Source organism: Marinobacter sp. AC-23, from assembly GCF_001858325.1.
Lineage (GTDB): Bacteria > Pseudomonadota > Gammaproteobacteria > Pseudomonadales > Oleiphilaceae > Marinobacter.
The window spans coordinates 1-15,653 of record NZ_MBPP01000034.1 but is presented as its reverse complement, the minus strand read 5'-3'; the positions used below and the strand labels follow the sequence as shown (position 1 = coordinate 15,653).

The following is a 15,653-nucleotide window of genomic DNA, read 5'->3' as shown; positions in this document are numbered from 1 at the left end:
CCCATTTTCGGTGCTGGCCAAGGCCCGTACCCAACAAGACTGAACGCCATGAGCTGGATAACTGAGCACCAACTGCCTTTCGGCGACTTCATGGAAGACGTTGTTGATTTTCTAGTCGTCAATTTCAGCGGCTTTTTTGACGCCGTTTCCGACACCCTTAGGAGCATGATCCACGGCCTGACTGATGCCTTTTTATGGGTACCGCCCGGCGTACTGGTGTTGCTGCTAACTGTGGCGGCACATCTGCGGCATCGCCGTTGGGGATTAACCGCTTTTACCGCCTTCAGCTTTTTGCTGATCTGGAACATTGGCTACTGGGAAGACACCATGGCAACGCTGTCGTTGGTGTTATACGCCACCATGCTGTGCGTGGTGATCGGTATTCCCCTGGGTATTTATGCTGCCCATAGCAATTGGTTGTACAAATTTTTGCAACCGGTGCTGGACTTGATGCAAACCATCCCTCCCTTTGTTTATCTGATCCCGACGCTAACACTGTTCGGCCTGGGGGTAGTACCCGGCGTGATCTCCACCGTGATTTTCGCCATCGCCGCGCCAGTGCGGTTGACCTACCTTGGCATCTCGCAAGTCCCTAAAGAGTTGGTAGAAGCGGGTAAAGCCTTTGGCTGCACCAACCGGCAACTGTTGTTCAAGGTAGAACTACCCGCCGCCATGAGCTCCATCGGAGCCGGCATTACCCAGTGCATCATGCTATCGCTCTCGATGGTTGTTATTGCCGCCCTGGTAGGCGCCGACGGCCTGGGTGTTCCCGTAGTTCGGGCATTGAATACCGTCGATATAGGCAAAGGCTTTGAAGCGGGCCTTGCGATTGTATTGCTGGCCATCTGGATGGATCGGTTCTTCCGCCAAAGTGATGCTAAGGAGACGTCATCATGATCGAATTTGAGAATGTAAACGTCGTCTTTGGTAAGCAGCCCAAGCGCGCGCTGCCACTAATTGAGCAAGGCCTGGACCGAGCTGCAATCCGTGATCAAACCGGGCTGGTCGTCGGCGTTCAGGACGCCACCTTGAGTGTCAAAAAGGGTGAGATCTGCGTACTGATGGGGCTGTCTGGCTCTGGCAAGTCCAGCCTGCTGCGCTGTGTAAACGGCTTGAACGATGTCACCAGCGGCGCCATTCGCATTCAGCACGATGGCGAAATGCTGGACTTCACCCAAGCCAGCGAGAAAGTGCAGCGGGATATCCGCACCCGCCGGATCTCCATGGTGTTCCAAAACTTCGCCCTGATGCCCTGGCTAACAGTAGAAGACAACGTCGCTTTCGGCTTGGAGCTACAAGGCCTGGGTAAGGCTGAGCGCCGCAAAAAGGTCGCGCGCCAGCTGGAGCTGGTTGGCCTGGAAGGCTGGGCCAAATGCCTGCCGGATGAACTGTCTGGCGGTATGCGCCAACGAGTGGGCCTGGCCCGGGCACTGGCCACGGAATCGGAAATTCTGCTGATGGATGAGCCTTTCTCCGCCCTCGACCCACTGATTCGTCACCAGTTGCAAGACGAACTGCTAACCCTGCAGGAAGAACTGCAGAAAACCATTGTTTTCGTTAGCCATGATTTGGACGAAGCCCTGAAGCTGGGCTCGCACATCGCGATCATGAAGGACGGCCAAATCGTTCAGCATGGCAAGCCAGAATCCATCGTGCTGCAGCCGGAAAACGATTACGTTAAAAGCTTTGTCGCCAGCACCAACCCGCTAAATGTTCTGGCCGCACGCTCTCTGGCACTCCCCATCGGCAGATACAAGAAGACGCCAGCGGCAACCGTTGCCTCAACAAGCGCTACGACATCTGGCTGCACACCCCGGATGTGGCAGAAAAAGCCGTCGTCACCAGCGGCGGCCAAACCTATCAAACCCAGCCCTGGCAAGAAGGCCAAGCCATCGAAAGCCTGGCCCAACAGCCCACCCGCATCGAGCCAAACACCCCATTGCGGGATGCCGTCGAGATTCGGTACTTCACCGGTCATAGCCTGCTGGTAGAAGAGAACGGCCAAATCACTGGAGCTATCGGCGACCGGGAGCTATACCACGCCATGTTGGGCAAGCATCTGGACGACAGCTAGCGCGGCAATCGCCGAGCCCAAATACCCATAAAAACATAAACCCTAAAAGGATTTGAGTATGAACATCCGAAAAACCACCGTAGGCGCAGGATTAGTCGCATCCTCCCTCATGCTGGCAGCCTGCGCGCCCATGCAATCGGCACCAAAAGCGCCGGAAAAGGCCAAAAACGTCATCATGATCATCGGTGATGGCATGGGCCCACAACAAATTGGTTTGCTCCTGGCGTACGCCAAACAGGCACCAAATTCGGTGATCGCCAATGGCACCACCGCTTTTGATCGTATTGCGGCCAACGGAAATATGGGTATTTCCATGACCCACGCCAATAACAACCTGGTCGTAGATTCCGCTGCTTCCGCCACACAACTGGCAACCGGTCAGCTGGCCGGCGCCGAAATGATTGGCGCAGATAAAGACGGCAACAGCGCGGAAAGCATTCTGGAAAAGGCCAAAAAGCTGGGTAAATCCACCGGACTGGTTTCAGACACCCGCATTACCCATGCCACCCCAGCGGGTTTTGGTGCCCACCAGAGCCATCGCTCACGGGAAAATGAAATTGCCGTGGACCTGCTTAACAACAATGTAGATGTAATGTTGTCCGGTGGTTTGCGTTACTGGATTCCGGAATCTGCCAATGATGAACAGTCTGCTGCACGCCAAGAACTGGAAGCGCTGTCTGAAGGCAGCGTACGTATCAAATCCAAGCGTAAAGACAACCGCAACCTGATTGCCGAAGCGCAACAGAAGGATTACAACCTGGCGTTCAACCGCTCGCAGATGGCGCAAGCTGATGGCAAAATCCTGGGCTTGTTTGCGTACTCCGCGCTGCCTAACGCGATTACCGAAAACCAGACCAAGAACGACCCAGGCCGTACCATACCGACCCTGAAAGAGATGTCCGAAAAAGCGATTGGTTCTTTGTCGCAAAACGAAGAAGGCTTCTTCCTGATGATCGAAGCCGGGCAAATCGACTGGGCCGGGCACTACAACGACACAGGCACCATGCTGCACGAAATGCTGCGGCTGAACGAAACACTCAATTACGTGCTGGATTGGGCCGAAGGCCGTGATGACACATTGATCGTAGTGACCGCCGATCACGAAACCGGTGGTTTTGGCTTCAGCTACTCCGCCAACGACCTTCCCCACGGACGTGATCTGCCAGGCAATGTGTTCAAAGAACAGCAGTTCAAACCCGCCTTCAACTTTGGCGATGTGGCTACTCTGGACACCCTGTACGAGCAGAAGTCTTCTTACGGCGACATCTTTTACAGCCAGTTCGATGCCCTGGAAAACGACCAGAAAACGCCGGCTAACCTGGCTCGCATCGTTAACGCCGAAACCGGTTTCGACATCACTGAAGCCCAGGCTGCTCGTGTATTGGCAACCGAGGACAATCCTTTTTACACCAAGGGCCATCAATACCTGAGCAGCAAGACCGTCCCGAAAATGGACGTAAACGGCGCTTTCTTCGTGTACCAAACTGACGACAACCGCCAGAACCTACTGGCTCGCGAAGTGGCCGAACAGCAAAACGTAGTCTGGGCCACCGGCAGCCACACCAACACCCCGGTGCTGGTATTCACCCAAGGCCCGGGAGACACCACCGCTCCCTTCGGTAAGGTGCTGCACCACACCGAGGTAGGCCAGCAGGCTATTGACGCTCTGTAGGCCAGAGCCACCAGGAGCGCATGAAGGGACAAGGCTCAGTCTTTAAACTGAGCCTTGTCCAGGCCGTGCTTTTTCATTTTGTCGTACAGGGTTTTGCGGGCAACACCAAGCTGCACCATGGTGTCTTTGATACTGCCCTGACAGGCATTAAGGGCGCTGGTTAGCACCGAATGCTCAAAGCTATCCATCATCTCTGTGAGGGTACGCCGGCCACTTACATCGGCCTTCGCTGCCGGTTCACTGTCATCCAGAGCCGACGGGCCTAGCAGCACATAACGCTCAGCCAGGTTGCGTAACTCACGGACATTTCCCGGCCAGGTGTGGTGCATTAACCGCGCGGCCTGGCTGGCATCCAGCGGAATACTTTCCCGGTCGTAACGCGCCGCCGCAATCAGAACAAAGTGATGAAACAGCATTGGGATGTCTTCTTTGCGCTCGCGCAAGGGCGGGATATCCACCTTCACCACATTCAGCCGATAATATAGATCGGCGCGAAAACTGCCTTCTCCGCTTAAGGTTTTGAGATCCGCTTTGGTGGCCGCAATAATGCGCACATCCAATTCCTGAACCTGATTGCTACCCAGGCGTTCCACCTTTTGCTCCTCAAGTACCCTCAGCAGTTTGATCTGCAGCGCCATGGGCATGCTTTCAACTTCATCCAGAAACAGTGTGCCCCGGTGTGCATGCTCAATTTTGCCTATGCGGCGCTTATCCGCACCGGTAAATGCCCCTGCCTCGTGGCCAAAAAGCTCACTTTCAATCAGGTTTTCCGGCACTGCACCACAGTTTATCGCCACAAAGTTGTGCGCGCCTCGCGGGCTGTTCTCGTGGATATAACGAGCCAACGCATCCTTACCGGAGCCCGTCTCGCCAAACAGTAAAATGTTGGCGGCAATATCCAGAATCGGCGTAATCGTATCCATCACCTTTTGCATGCTGGGCGTGCCACCCAAAATTCTCGGGCCAGGCCGCGCCAGATGGCGCAGCTGCGCCTTAAGGCGCCGATTCTCCAGAGCAAGCTGGCGTTTCTCCATGGCATGCCGAAGCAGCTCGATCAGCTCGTCATGATTGAACGGCTTTTCGATAAAATCATAGGCCCCCTGTTGCATGGCCGACACCGCCGTACTGATGTCGCCTTGGCCGGTCAGAATAATAACCGGAATGGTTTCATCCAGAGCCTGAATCGCGCTCAGCATCTCTAGCCCATCCATCCCCGGCATATTGTAATCACACAACACCACGCCGTTGTATTCTGGCGTAATAGCGCTGAGGCCAGGTTCTGCAGCCTCAAAACAACGCACAGGCAGATCTTCCAGAGTCAGCGCCTGAGCAATGGCCTGGCGAATGTGTGGATCATCATCCACAAAGATTACCGAGGGTTCTGTCATTCCGTGGCCTCCCGCTTTTTCAGGGTGAATTCGAATTCGGCGCCTGGTGCATCGCTGCGGTTGCGGCCGGTAAGCCGGCCACCCAGGGCATCAGCAATCTGCCTTGAAATAGACAGACCAAGCCCAAGCCCCTGCTTGACGGACTTGGTGGTGAAAAAAGGTTCGAAAATCTGCTCCGTATTCGCCGGCAAGCCTGAGCCGTTGTCTCGAACAAAACAGCGCCAGCTTCCCTCGTGTTCTTCCACCTCTATGGTGATCTCCGGGTGTTCCTGGCCTTCAACCGCCTGTACCGCGTTAGCCAGCAGGTTAACCATCACCTGCTCGATGCGGATCAGATCGCCATGGCAAAAAACCGCCAGCTCGGGCCGGTTCCATCGAATATCAATGCCCGCAGTACTTTTTTGCGCCGTCATAATTTTCAGGGACGCATCTACCGACAGGCGAAAATCCACAATGGTTGGCGGCCCTTCGGATTTGCGGGCAAACACCTTGAACTGACGGGTTAGCTCCGCCATTTTATCGCACAGGAGTACGATTTCACTGAGGTTGGCATCCACCATGTCGGCGGCGCCCTTCTCCAGGAAGCGGCGACTGTTTCTGGCGTAGGTTTGAATGGCTGTAAGAGGCTGGCTCATTTCATGATTAAGGCCGGCAGACATTTGCCCAAGCACCGCCAGTTTGGCCGCCTGGATCAGCTCCTGCTGGGTTTCTCGCAACTCGCTCTGGGTACGCTCGCGCTCCCGTATCTCATCCATTAGTTTGCGGTTGGAGCGTTCCAGATCCGCCGTTCGCTCCGTAACACTGAGCTCAAGCTGCTCTCCTCGCAGGGCCAATTCCGCTTCGCGCCGGTAGCGCTCACGCACATACAGCCAGGCCAGCAGAATACCCACATAAATTGCGATGCCGCCCACCACAAAGCCAAGCCGGGTCCATACAACCGAACGGGTGCTCACCATAACCTGCAGTGTCCAATCCAAACGTGGCAGTGGTGTTCGAACGCTCAGGTACTCGCGGCCTCCGCCGTTCTCCCGGATGCGCAAGGTGCCAGATGAACCCGACAAACCGGGCGGCTTACCAAGGTATTTCAGGGACACAGGTTTCAGATCCCTATCTGGATAGCGTTGGCGCGAGGCCTCACCCGGCGCTTTTTCAGCATTGCCAGTAAAATCCCGATAAAGCCATTCCGGCTTGCTGGCCAGAAAGCTTACACCGGCCTCATCCAGCACCACCATTTCTGCTTCACGCACAGAAGCTGGCCTGTGCCATTGGGATTCCAGCTCGTGCACCAGCACCTTCACAGCCACCACGCCCAGCAGCTGCCCTTGCCCGCCACGCACCGGGTGCGAAAAGTACAGCCCGCGCACTCGCGAGGTAGAACCCAAAGCGAAATAAATGGCAGAGCTATTGTTATCCATAGCTTCGTAAAAGTAGGGCCGAAAACTGAAGTTTCGCCCCACAAAGCTGCCCGCCTGCTGATAATTGTTCGCCGCAATCGTCAGGCCGGTGGTGTCCATCAGGTAAACATCAGAGCTGCCCACAATCGTGGCCATGCGCTGCATTTCTTCATTAGCCTGGTGAATGATCTCAGCGTTATCGGGCGAGCTCAGAGCAGACTCAAGCAACGGGTGCTCTGCCATCAGCTCAGGAATAGGCAGGTATCGGTTAAGCTCGTTGCCCACAAGCTGGCGATAGCGGAAAGACTCCTCCAGGCTGTCCTGCTCGACCTGGCGATAGCCAACCCAGCCACCCAGCATCCAGGACACCGTGAGGGTCAACAAAAATACAACTAAAGCGCCTATCCGGTAGGACATAACCCGGTTTCCGCAACACCGTTAAAGGACGCCAGAGTATCCCCCGGCCCCTTGAAGGACAAGAGCCGGAGGACGAGAGCCGGCAATTGCCGGAACGCTCAGGCAGCCGCCAGGCGGCCTTTGCGTTGGCGCTGCATCAGGAACACGATCACTGCAAGCGCAACACCTGCAAGGTCGGACACAAAGCCGCCTTCAATCATCAACAACGCAGCGCCAATCAGCAGCAAACGAGCCACCCAAGAAGCGGTCACATTGCCAAACCAGCCCAATACGCCGCCAGACAGCATGTACACACCAAACAGCGCGGTTACCAGTGCACGGGCAATATCAAACCACCCGGCCTCCATCAACAGCGCACCGTTGTAGAAGAACATGAAGGGTACAATGAACGCCGCAATACCAATCCGGAACGAGGCCACGGAGGTTTCCATGGCTTTAGCACCGGAAATCGCAGCTGCCGCGTAGGAAGCCAGCGCAACGGGCGGCGTAATGGCAGACACAACCGCAAAGTAGAACACGAAGAAGTGCGCAGTCAGCGGCTCAATTCCCAGCTGTACCAGCCAGGTGCAACCACCGAAGCGGCGACTGCATAAGCGGCTGTTGTCGGCATTCCCATGCCCAGAAGGATGGAAATAAACATAGCGAAGATCAGAGCGAGCAACTGACTGGCTTCTGCCACATCAAGCAGCAACACCGAGAAGCGGGCTCCAACGCCGGTCAGGGAAATAACGCCAACAATAACGCCCGCCGCCGCACACACCACAACAATCTGTATCGCCATGTAGGAGGCAGTTTCCAGCGCCTGCAAAACCTCGCGAATGCCCATCTTGTTTGGTGAGAACCAGCTAACAACTGCCGCCGAAACCATGGCCAGCGTACCGGCACGTATGACCGAATAGCCCATAAACAGCGACACGACCAAAATAATGATCGGTAAAAACAGGTAGCACTGCTTCACCATGGCCCGCAGCTTTGGCAGCTCGTCTTCGCGCATGCCGCGCATGCCGGTTTTTGCAGCTTCGAAATCGACCATGAAATAAACGGACGCAAAGTACAGTATCGCGGGAATAATGGCGGCAATGGCAATTTCGGTATAAGGAATACCGGTAATTTCAGCCATGATGAAGGCGCCAGCCCCCATAATCGGCGGCATGATCTGGCCACCGGTAGAGGCCGCCGCTTCCACAGCGCCGGCCGATTTTTTGCTGTAGCCCACTTTTTTCATCAGCGGGATAGTCAGTGACCCGGTGGACACCACGTTACCTGCACTGGTGCCGTTGATCATACCCATCAGGCCTGAAGCAAAGATGGATACCTTGGCGGGGCCACCCCGTGAGCGCCCAGCCACCGCAAACGCAAAGTTTACAAAGTAGTCGCCTACTTTTGATGACTGTAAAAACGCCGCAAAAATAATGAACAGAATAATATAAGTGGACGACACCGCTGTGGTGGGCCCAAGAATGCCCGCGTCGGTGTAAACCTGACTAAAGAAGCGCTGCACAGACAGCCCAGGATAACCAAGGAAGCCCGGCAGATACGGGCCTGCAAACACGTACGCCAGAAATATCAGCCCAATAACCACCAAAGCCAAGCCGGCAACCCGGCGGGTAAGCTCCATGATCAGCGCGGTGCCACCAACCGCAGCGAACGAAATGCCTATGGGCGCAAACGAGGTGCCCGTAGACATGCGCATAGAGGTGTTATAAGCCACAAGAAAATAAGCGGCAACGGCAATTGAACACACAATCAACACCAGATCCGGCACACTGAAGCGCGAGCGCTCACGTTGGTGAAACCAGCTCACCACAATACCAGTGCCTATTGCAGCCAGTAGCGGCCAGCCAAAGTGCCAGGTTTCTAGCTCTACGGGAATCCGCATGGCGCCATTCTGGACCAGTTGCCAGAACGAAAATGTTTGATAAAGCACATAAAGTGCGGGAATGAGCGCGACCGCGCCAATCCATGTTGTCCACCGGTGGCGCGCTGAACCCTCTTCGGCAGACACAAACCGAGCACCGGCAAACAGAACAAAGCCCAAAACCAATGTCCCGGCAATGTGCACAATCCTGAACGACCAGGTTTCCAACGGTGCAATATTCAGCGAATACAGATGGAACGAGGAGTATAGAATCGCAAGCAGAGAAACAAACTTCAGCAGGGGGCCTTTAAACAACCTGCGATTTGCTTCTACCGGCTCTTCGTCCACGTTATGGGCAAGCGCATGGTCTTCGCCCACCTCCACATCGGAAAAGTCTTTTGGGTGTCGTTCGAGTGTCATTGGGTGTCCTGCCAGCAAATCGGAGCCGGCAAGGTGCCAGCTATTGTACAGGGGCCTTGCGGCCCCCTTCTTTCAACTCTTCAGATCAACAGCTTATTTGATCTTGCTTTCTTCGATGGTGTAACCGTTTTCGTTGAACCAGCGAGCTGCACCTGGGTGCCAAGGCAGAACATTGTTCTTGCTGTAGTTCTCAGGAATTGAGTTACGGGCTGCCTTGTGGATAGACACCATTCTGTCGTTCTGCTCCATGGTCAGCTTGGTGATTTCATACACAAAGCTTTCGGGCATGTCGCAGTTCACCATGGCGAAGTTCCACATGGAGACAACACGCGATGGCTCATCCAGAGACTGGTAGGTGCTGGCTGGAATGGTAAATTCAGATACCGGGAAGTTATCCGTCACCTTCTTCGCTTCCGCATCGGTCATGCCAATGATGTTTACATCGGTTTGAACTTCCAGCTGGCTTACGGCCGGGATGGGAATGCCCGCGGCAAAGGCCACAACATCAATCAAACCATCCTGAAGCTGACTGCCAAGATCCGACCAGCTGCCATTACGGCGCTCGAAGTTCACACCCAGGGTTTCCATCATGCGCGGGAAATAGGTATCAGAAGTAGAACCAGCCGGGCCGAAACCAATGGTGGCGCCATCAGGAATATCAGAAATAGACGTGATACCGGAGCTGGTCAGCGCGGTAACCGAAAAAGGCGTCTCGTACATGGGGAACATGGCGCAAACATTGTCCATCTTCATGCCTGGCGCAATCGGGCTGTTGCCATCCATAGATTCCTGAGCCGGCCCCATGGTGGTCAAGCCGAACTTAAGATCACCGGTGTGCACCAGCGCCATGTTCTGCATAGGCCCGCCAGTAATTTCAGCACCACCGGAAACACCCAGGCTTTCTGCAACAAAGTTAGCCCAGCCAGAACCATAGGCGAAATAAGTACCGCCCTGGCTGGCTGTGCCAACAGTAAAGTTATCTGGCCAGCCTGCCCGGTCCTGAGCAACAACAGGATTAGCAACAGCAAAAGTAGAGGCGAATGCCACCGCCATAATGGCTTGGGTCTTCATAGAGAATGCTCCCTGATTCATTTGTTTTATTAGGTGCTCAACGGAGCCCGAAGGGGCTGCGATGTATAAGGCATAGCAAGGAGCAGGCCAGATTAAAAAATGCTTGAAAAACAACGACATTCGTGAAGAGCCATAAGCCAACCGCTGATCAATGGGTACATTCTCACCCATTAACAAAAGGCAATGGGTTGAAATCCGCCACACCAAAGAGACAGGCCGGGCTGCTTTATCAACCCCCTACCCGCACGGCAATTGAGAACCATAAAAGCCTGTTTGCGCACGCGATTCCTACAACGGCATGTCTATACAGTACGATTGACTGAACAAAATAAAGAGGTCGCGCGATTACATGGTGAAGGCGGGAAAATTGGGCTAAGCTTTTGTTTAATTTGGACCTAGGCAGCGTTCCCACTGCGGTGTGAGAGCGGTGTTATCGAGAGCGCACTTTTTTGCAATATTGTAGAGCGCGGTCTAGTTGCTGTTATGCACAAGGATATGAGCATTGAGGAAAGCATTTTCAACTGAGCTGTACATTATAGTTTTAAGGGACACTTTCAAGATCGTAAAGGTGTCTGAGCCTGGCAGTGAACAGGTTTTTACTCCCAGCCAGGCTTTCACCACTCAGCGCCTTCTGGTCGGCCAATTTTCGATCGCAGAACATTGCCTGAAGAATGCCATCAACTCAGTTGTTGGGAAAAGTTTTATTTCTAAATCAATAGCGGTCGTTGTTCATCCAAGGGAAATGGTTGACGGTGGCCTCTCTGAAGTTGAGGAGAAAGTACTGAGGGAGTTGTGCCTGAGCGCAGGAGCCAAAAAAGTTGCCGTGTGGACAGGTGGCACGTTGGGCCCGCAAGAAGTATCTAAGCTCCTCGAAAATGCATAACCAATCGCTTAAGTACGTTCCCGGCCCGAGGGCCGTCCACCGGATGCCCTTGTCAGGGCACCGCTTAGCTTCGCGTTAATCCTTTTCGACGCCAACCTTGCAAAACTCCGTCAATGACGTATATTTGTCGTCATGTTTACGATCATCGAAACCCCTACATTTGAAGCGGATGCCAGAAAGATCTGGACTGAGGAAGAGCGAAGCGCTTTTTTTGCTTGGCTGGCCGCCAGTCCAGAAATTGGCGACCCCGTTCCAGGTAGCGGAGGGTGTAGAAAGGTTCGTTGGTCGGTGGCGGGTTCAGGGAAGCGTGGTGGAGTGCGAGTTATTTACTTTACCAAGCTGGCAAATGGTGAGATCTGGTTATTGGTGATCTACAAAAAAGCCGTCAGGGGCAACATACCCGCTCATATTCTGAAGTCGATTCGTGAGGTATTGGAAAATGAGTAACGAGATGCTGAGTGCTGAGGAGCTTGGTTACAAGCTACTCCAGTCCGTCAAAGAAATGAAAGCGGGTAAAGAGGCGCGAATCAGTCGTGTAGAACCTAACGAAGTGGCGCAAGCACGGGGTAAAACGGGTCTGACCCAGATAGAGTTCGCTGAGGTGCTGCATATTTCTGCACGTACGTTGCAGGAATGGGAGCAAGGTCGACGTGAACCCTCTGGCCCAGCAAAAGCACTCATCGAGATTGCTTGTCGCCATCCCGAGGTCATTCGGGAAGGCCTCGAGCTGCGGGGTTAACAAGCGGCTGTTGTCGGACGCGCCTACGCTGCGCTTCGTCACGCCGCAAAGCCGAGCGTTAGGGGCGGTGGTTGCCGGATTGTAAGCCACTGGGTACTATCCGTTTTGGAAAAAAACCATGGAAAGGAGAAAGTACAATGGACTGTCCTACGATTTCGGGCTTGAAGCTGGACTCTGAAGATCAGGAAGCACTGGAGGCAATAAGGAAGGCTCAGCGCAATGGAAACATGCTTGAGATTCTTTTACCCGCTGGTGTTTTAACAACGATATTTCTTGGCAATAACTCTGCGCAAGTAACTTTCAATGTTCATTCCACCGACTGGGTTTTGTTCGCGCAGTCAATGAGCAAGATTCAGCCTATCGTAAGAAAAACCATATCCAAAATTGCCCAAATGCAAAGACTCAGAGCAGGGTTGTCATACGAGCAACGCCAGTTCTGGGAAGCCGTGGATAATGGTTGCGGGGGCTATTGATATGAAAATTAATTTCAAGTTCGCATGCCCTTTACTACTCGCCGCCACTTCTGCTCTTGCTGGCAGTAATGACGAATCTAGTGCACATCGGTACATCTCTGAGAGAATTGCACAATATGGAGAAGCAGTAGAGCGGTGTGAAAAGGTAGCGGCTAGCCGTCCCTTACCCGATGAGTCAGTGATCAAACATTTGCGTGGCTACAGTGTCGAGGATGTTAGAGTTTTTCTTATCACACGTAGCTCGCTTATCTCGGAAGTTTGCGAAAAGCCAGAGTTGACTGAATTGGCTTACGCAATTGGTGTTTTGGAGGGTGCTGATATTTCCGGGACGCCAAAAGAGGTTGTACAGAATATAAAATTGCTGGTTTTTGGCGAAGCTACTTGGGGGTTGAAAAAGAAATATCTCGAGCTTCCAATGAGTGTCCAAAATATTTTGGAGCAAACGGATTATTTTGATAAGCCATTCGACGATATTGCTATTCTGAATGCTATCGAAAATGCCAAAAAGCCATAACAAGACGCTGTTGTCGGACAATTTTTCCGCCGCTTTGCGGCTCCAAAATTGCCGCAAAGCTAAGCTACATGGACTCCCCCTGCGGTCAAGCAACGTCATTTGATTCCGAAGCGGTTTGAGACTGCAGCTCTACATTCGGCCTCTTTGTGGGCGTTTCTGCCCGGGCCAGGATGATGATGCGTGTGAGTGATGGCCTCATTCGTTAGTCGGCTTTTGCTAGCCGCAAAGCTTAACAGGCTCTACCACTCTCGGTCTGACCGTTCCGTCATCGCTTGCCGTTGCAAGACTCGGCTGGCAGGCGTGTTCTGCCTGTCGTTATTACTCGGTTTTAGCCCTCCACAGGCTGCGTTTTAAACTCGGTTTGGTTCATCAGTAGCGCCAGATGATGCGGGCATTCTTAGCGGCCAATGCCACGGCGGCTCTCTTGTACCCGCGACGCTCCACCAGCTCTCTGGCCCAGCCACTGAGTCTGTCGTTCTTGTCGGCGAGCTTGGCGATCACCGCTCGGGTGCCATGGATGAGCAGGGTTCGCAGATATTTGTCCCCGCGTTTAGTGATTCTGCCCAGTCTCGGCTTGCCCCCGGTTGAGTATTGTCGGGGCACCAATCCTAGCCAAGCGGCAAAGTGACGCCCGCTTTTGAACTGTCTGGGATCGGGTGCGCTGGCGAGTATGGCAGTGGCTGTTTGTGGCCCGATACCTGGAATGGCCATCAACCGTTTGGCCCGTTCGTCGCGCCGGGCCATGGATTCGATTTCCCGGTCATAGGTCAGGATTTCTTCATCGAGCTGCAGGATGCGCTGATTGATGTTGTTGAGTAAACGACGGGCCAGCATGGGCAATCCGTTCTCAGCATCTTCCAGAATTTCCGGAATCCGGTGTCGAGCGTGATAGCGCCCCTGCGGAATGATCAGTCCGAACTCGGCCAACAGCCCCCGAATCTGATTGATCTGGGCAGTGCGTTCTTTGATTAGCCCACGGCGGATGCGATGCAGGCACAGAGCGGCTTGCTGGTCTTGAGTTTTGATGGGAACAAAGCGCATGTTAGGCCGACTGACGGCTTCGCAGATGGCCTCAGCATCATTGTCGTCGTTCTTACTGCTCTTGCGATAAGGCGCGACAAAGCGGGGGGCAATGATCCGGGCGTCGTGGCCGAGCTTGGTCAACTCCCTGGCCCAATAGTGCGCCCCAGAACAGGCTTCCATGCCAATCAGGCACGGTGGAAGTTGGGCGAAGAACGCCAACAGCTTGGGACGATTCAGCCGTTTGCGAACCACGACCTTGCCGTGTTGGTTAGTGCCATGAATACTGAACACAGTTTTCGCCAAATCGATGCCAATGGTTGTAACATTCATGAGGACTCCCCCTCTTCTGATTGAAGTCTGACTACACCTTCAATGTGGCACATGGATGCCGTGGGAGCAGGGGGAGTCCATATCATTCGTTAGATTTTTGGAGGATTGATGCCGCTTACCGAAGAGAAAATTCAGCTTGAGTTGGATGGGCGGTGGAGCTTGGAAGAGCTGTCTGATGTCACGAAAAACTATATCCATCTTTACGGTTTTGCCTATTCATTAATGCCAGAGCTATCAACTGCCCGACGTGCAGAAATTGACTATATCTATGGCAAGTTCCCGTGGAGAGGCGGCTACAGCACCGTAAATTTCTTCAATCAGTTGTTCCATAAAATTCCTCGAGACCGCCGCCCCGAAGTTAAGCGAATTCAGTACGCATCACCTGGGTTCATCGAGCTTTCTCTTCTCCTTTTGGCCGCAAGCACCGTTGCCGGAATTGTTAAAGCGGTTTGCTCTTCGATAAATGCCGCCAACGATACCTATCGGAATATTCAGAAAGGAGCGATCGAGCACAAGCTGTCAAAAGTAAACCTGGCGAAGGAAGAGATTGATCTCAAGAAGCGCCAAATTGAATTTTGCGAAAAATCATCCAAGGAGCTTGTGAAGATATTTGGTCTATCACCCGAGCATGAGAGCTTGATTGACCAGCGGACCCAGAGTAACCCCGTAATGAAGCTGAAAATCTTGTTGTCGGTCTTTAGAAGAGTTGCCCCTTTGGCGGATAAGCAGGCGGAGGGAAAGCTGAATGTCAAAGGTGAGAGCTCAGAAGAATCCAACCAATAGTTCCAGTTCGTTCCGGGCCTAACGGCCCTCCACCGGACGCCCCTTTCTCCGCTTCGCTGCAAAAGGGTCGCCGCTGAACAAAAGCGTTGAGGTTGTAGAAAAACCCCAAAACGGATGGTTTTTGGTAGCATTGAGCAAACAGACAAGGAGCCGTCGGCATGCCTCGTTTCAAGCACTACAACTACGACCAGGATGCCATGGTTGTCATCAACTATCAGGAACAGCTCCAGCCCGGCACCTTTGAACACGCCGTTCATTACCTGATCGAGCACAAGCTGGATCTGTCGGTGTTTCACCCTAAGTATCGCAACGACGACACCGGCCGATTGGCCTACGATCCGGCCATTCTTCTGAAGATCATCCTGTTTGCCTACTCCAAAGGCGTCAAATCCAGCCGTGAGATTCAGTGGTGCTGTGAGACCAACATCATCTTTAAAGCGCTGTCCTGCGATACCGTCCCGCACTTCACCACCCTGGCCAAGTTTGTCAGTCTTCACGCCGATGAGATTGAAGAACTGTTCGAACAGGTGTTGTTGGTGTGCCACGAACAAGGCCTTCTGGGCAACGAGTTGTTCGCCATCGATGGCTGCAAAATGTCCTCGAACGCCGCCAAG

12 protein-coding genes and 3 pseudogenes are annotated in these 15,653 nt (G+C 53.6%); 10 read left to right on the top strand and 5 right to left on the bottom strand.

The features are described from left to right. Positions 1-48 precede the first annotated feature (48 nt). From choW to BCA33_RS11855, 3 genes and pseudogenes are all read left to right on the top strand, one after another. On the top strand, positions 49-897 hold the full coding sequence (choW, locus tag BCA33_RS11865; RefSeq protein WP_071266094.1) for a choline ABC transporter permease subunit: 849 nt from the start codon (positions 49-51) through the stop codon (positions 895-897). Then, positions 894-2,074: pseudogene (choV, locus tag BCA33_RS11860) on the top strand (choline ABC transporter ATP-binding protein). Before choW ends, choV begins: the two are co-directional and overlap by 4 nt. A 58-nt stretch (positions 2,075-2,132) precedes the next feature. Then, the gene (locus BCA33_RS11855) at positions 2,133-3,746 is read left to right on the top strand and encodes an alkaline phosphatase (protein WP_071266092.1); all 1,614 of its coding nucleotides are present in this window, start codon (positions 2,133-2,135) and stop codon (positions 3,744-3,746) included. A 35-nt stretch (positions 3,747-3,781) separates the two neighbouring features. Here the strand turns inward: BCA33_RS11855 and BCA33_RS11850 are convergent, their stop codons facing one another. From BCA33_RS11850 to BCA33_RS11835, 4 genes and pseudogenes are all read right to left on the bottom strand, one after another. Further along, positions 3,782-5,134 (bottom strand): sigma-54 dependent transcriptional regulator, encoded by a 1,353-nt coding sequence (locus BCA33_RS11850; protein ID WP_071266090.1) that lies wholly within the window; start codon positions 5,132-5,134, stop codon positions 3,782-3,784. Beyond that, positions 5,131-6,945, bottom strand: a complete 1,815-nt coding sequence (locus BCA33_RS11845; protein ID WP_071266088.1) for an ATP-binding protein — start codon at positions 6,943-6,945, stop codon at positions 5,131-5,133. Before BCA33_RS11845 ends, BCA33_RS11850 begins: the two co-directional genes overlap by 4 nt. Before the next feature lie 98 nt (positions 6,946-7,043). Beyond that, positions 7,044-9,223, bottom strand: a pseudogene (locus BCA33_RS11840) (TRAP transporter permease). 93 nt (positions 9,224-9,316) lie between these two features. Beyond that, on the bottom strand, positions 9,317-10,294 hold the full coding sequence (locus BCA33_RS11835) for a TAXI family TRAP transporter solute-binding subunit (RefSeq protein WP_071266086.1): 978 nt from the start codon (positions 10,292-10,294) through the stop codon (positions 9,317-9,319). 502 nt (positions 10,295-10,796) lie between these two features. Between BCA33_RS11835 and BCA33_RS11830 the strand changes: the two genes are divergently transcribed. The 5 genes from BCA33_RS11830 (at position 10,797) to BCA33_RS11810 (ending at position 12,903) form a co-directional block, all read left to right on the top strand. Then, positions 10,797-11,177, top strand: a complete 381-nt coding sequence (locus BCA33_RS11830; RefSeq protein ID WP_083394733.1) for a rod shape-determining protein — start codon at positions 10,797-10,799, stop codon at positions 11,175-11,177. 132 nt (positions 11,178-11,309) lie between these two features. Then, positions 11,310-11,624 carry a transcriptional regulator gene (locus BCA33_RS11825; protein ID WP_071266084.1) on the top strand — a complete coding sequence of 105 codons (315 nt, stop codon included), beginning with the start codon at positions 11,310-11,312 and terminating at the stop codon, positions 11,622-11,624. Further along, positions 11,617-11,916 carry a DNA-binding transcriptional regulator gene (locus BCA33_RS11820; protein ID WP_071266082.1) on the top strand — a complete coding sequence of 100 codons (300 nt, stop codon included), beginning with the start codon at positions 11,617-11,619 and terminating at the stop codon, positions 11,914-11,916. Before BCA33_RS11825 ends, BCA33_RS11820 begins: the two co-directional genes overlap by 8 nt. Before the next feature lie 137 nt (positions 11,917-12,053). After that, positions 12,054-12,389, top strand: a complete 336-nt coding sequence (locus BCA33_RS11815) for a hypothetical protein (RefSeq protein WP_071266080.1) — start codon at positions 12,054-12,056, stop codon at positions 12,387-12,389. Position 12,390: 1 nt separating this feature from the next. Continuing rightward, positions 12,391-12,903 carry a hypothetical protein gene (locus tag BCA33_RS11810; protein ID WP_139172996.1) on the top strand — a complete coding sequence of 171 codons (513 nt, stop codon included), beginning with the start codon at positions 12,391-12,393 and terminating at the stop codon, positions 12,901-12,903. A 328-nt stretch (positions 12,904-13,231) separates the two neighbouring features. Here the strand turns inward: BCA33_RS11810 and BCA33_RS11805 are convergent. After that, positions 13,232-14,256 (bottom strand): annotated as a pseudogene (locus BCA33_RS11805) (IS110 family transposase). Between the two features lie 108 nt (positions 14,257-14,364). Here BCA33_RS11805 and BCA33_RS11800 point away from each other — a divergent pair. Beyond that, positions 14,365-15,039, top strand: coding sequence for a hypothetical protein (locus BCA33_RS11800; protein WP_071266074.1), 675 nt, complete (start codon positions 14,365-14,367; stop codon positions 15,037-15,039). A 158-nt stretch (positions 15,040-15,197) separates the two neighbouring features. Beyond that, positions 15,198-15,653, top strand: a 456-nt coding sequence (locus BCA33_RS11795) for a transposase (protein ID WP_139172995.1), incomplete at its 3' end; no start/stop codon positions are given.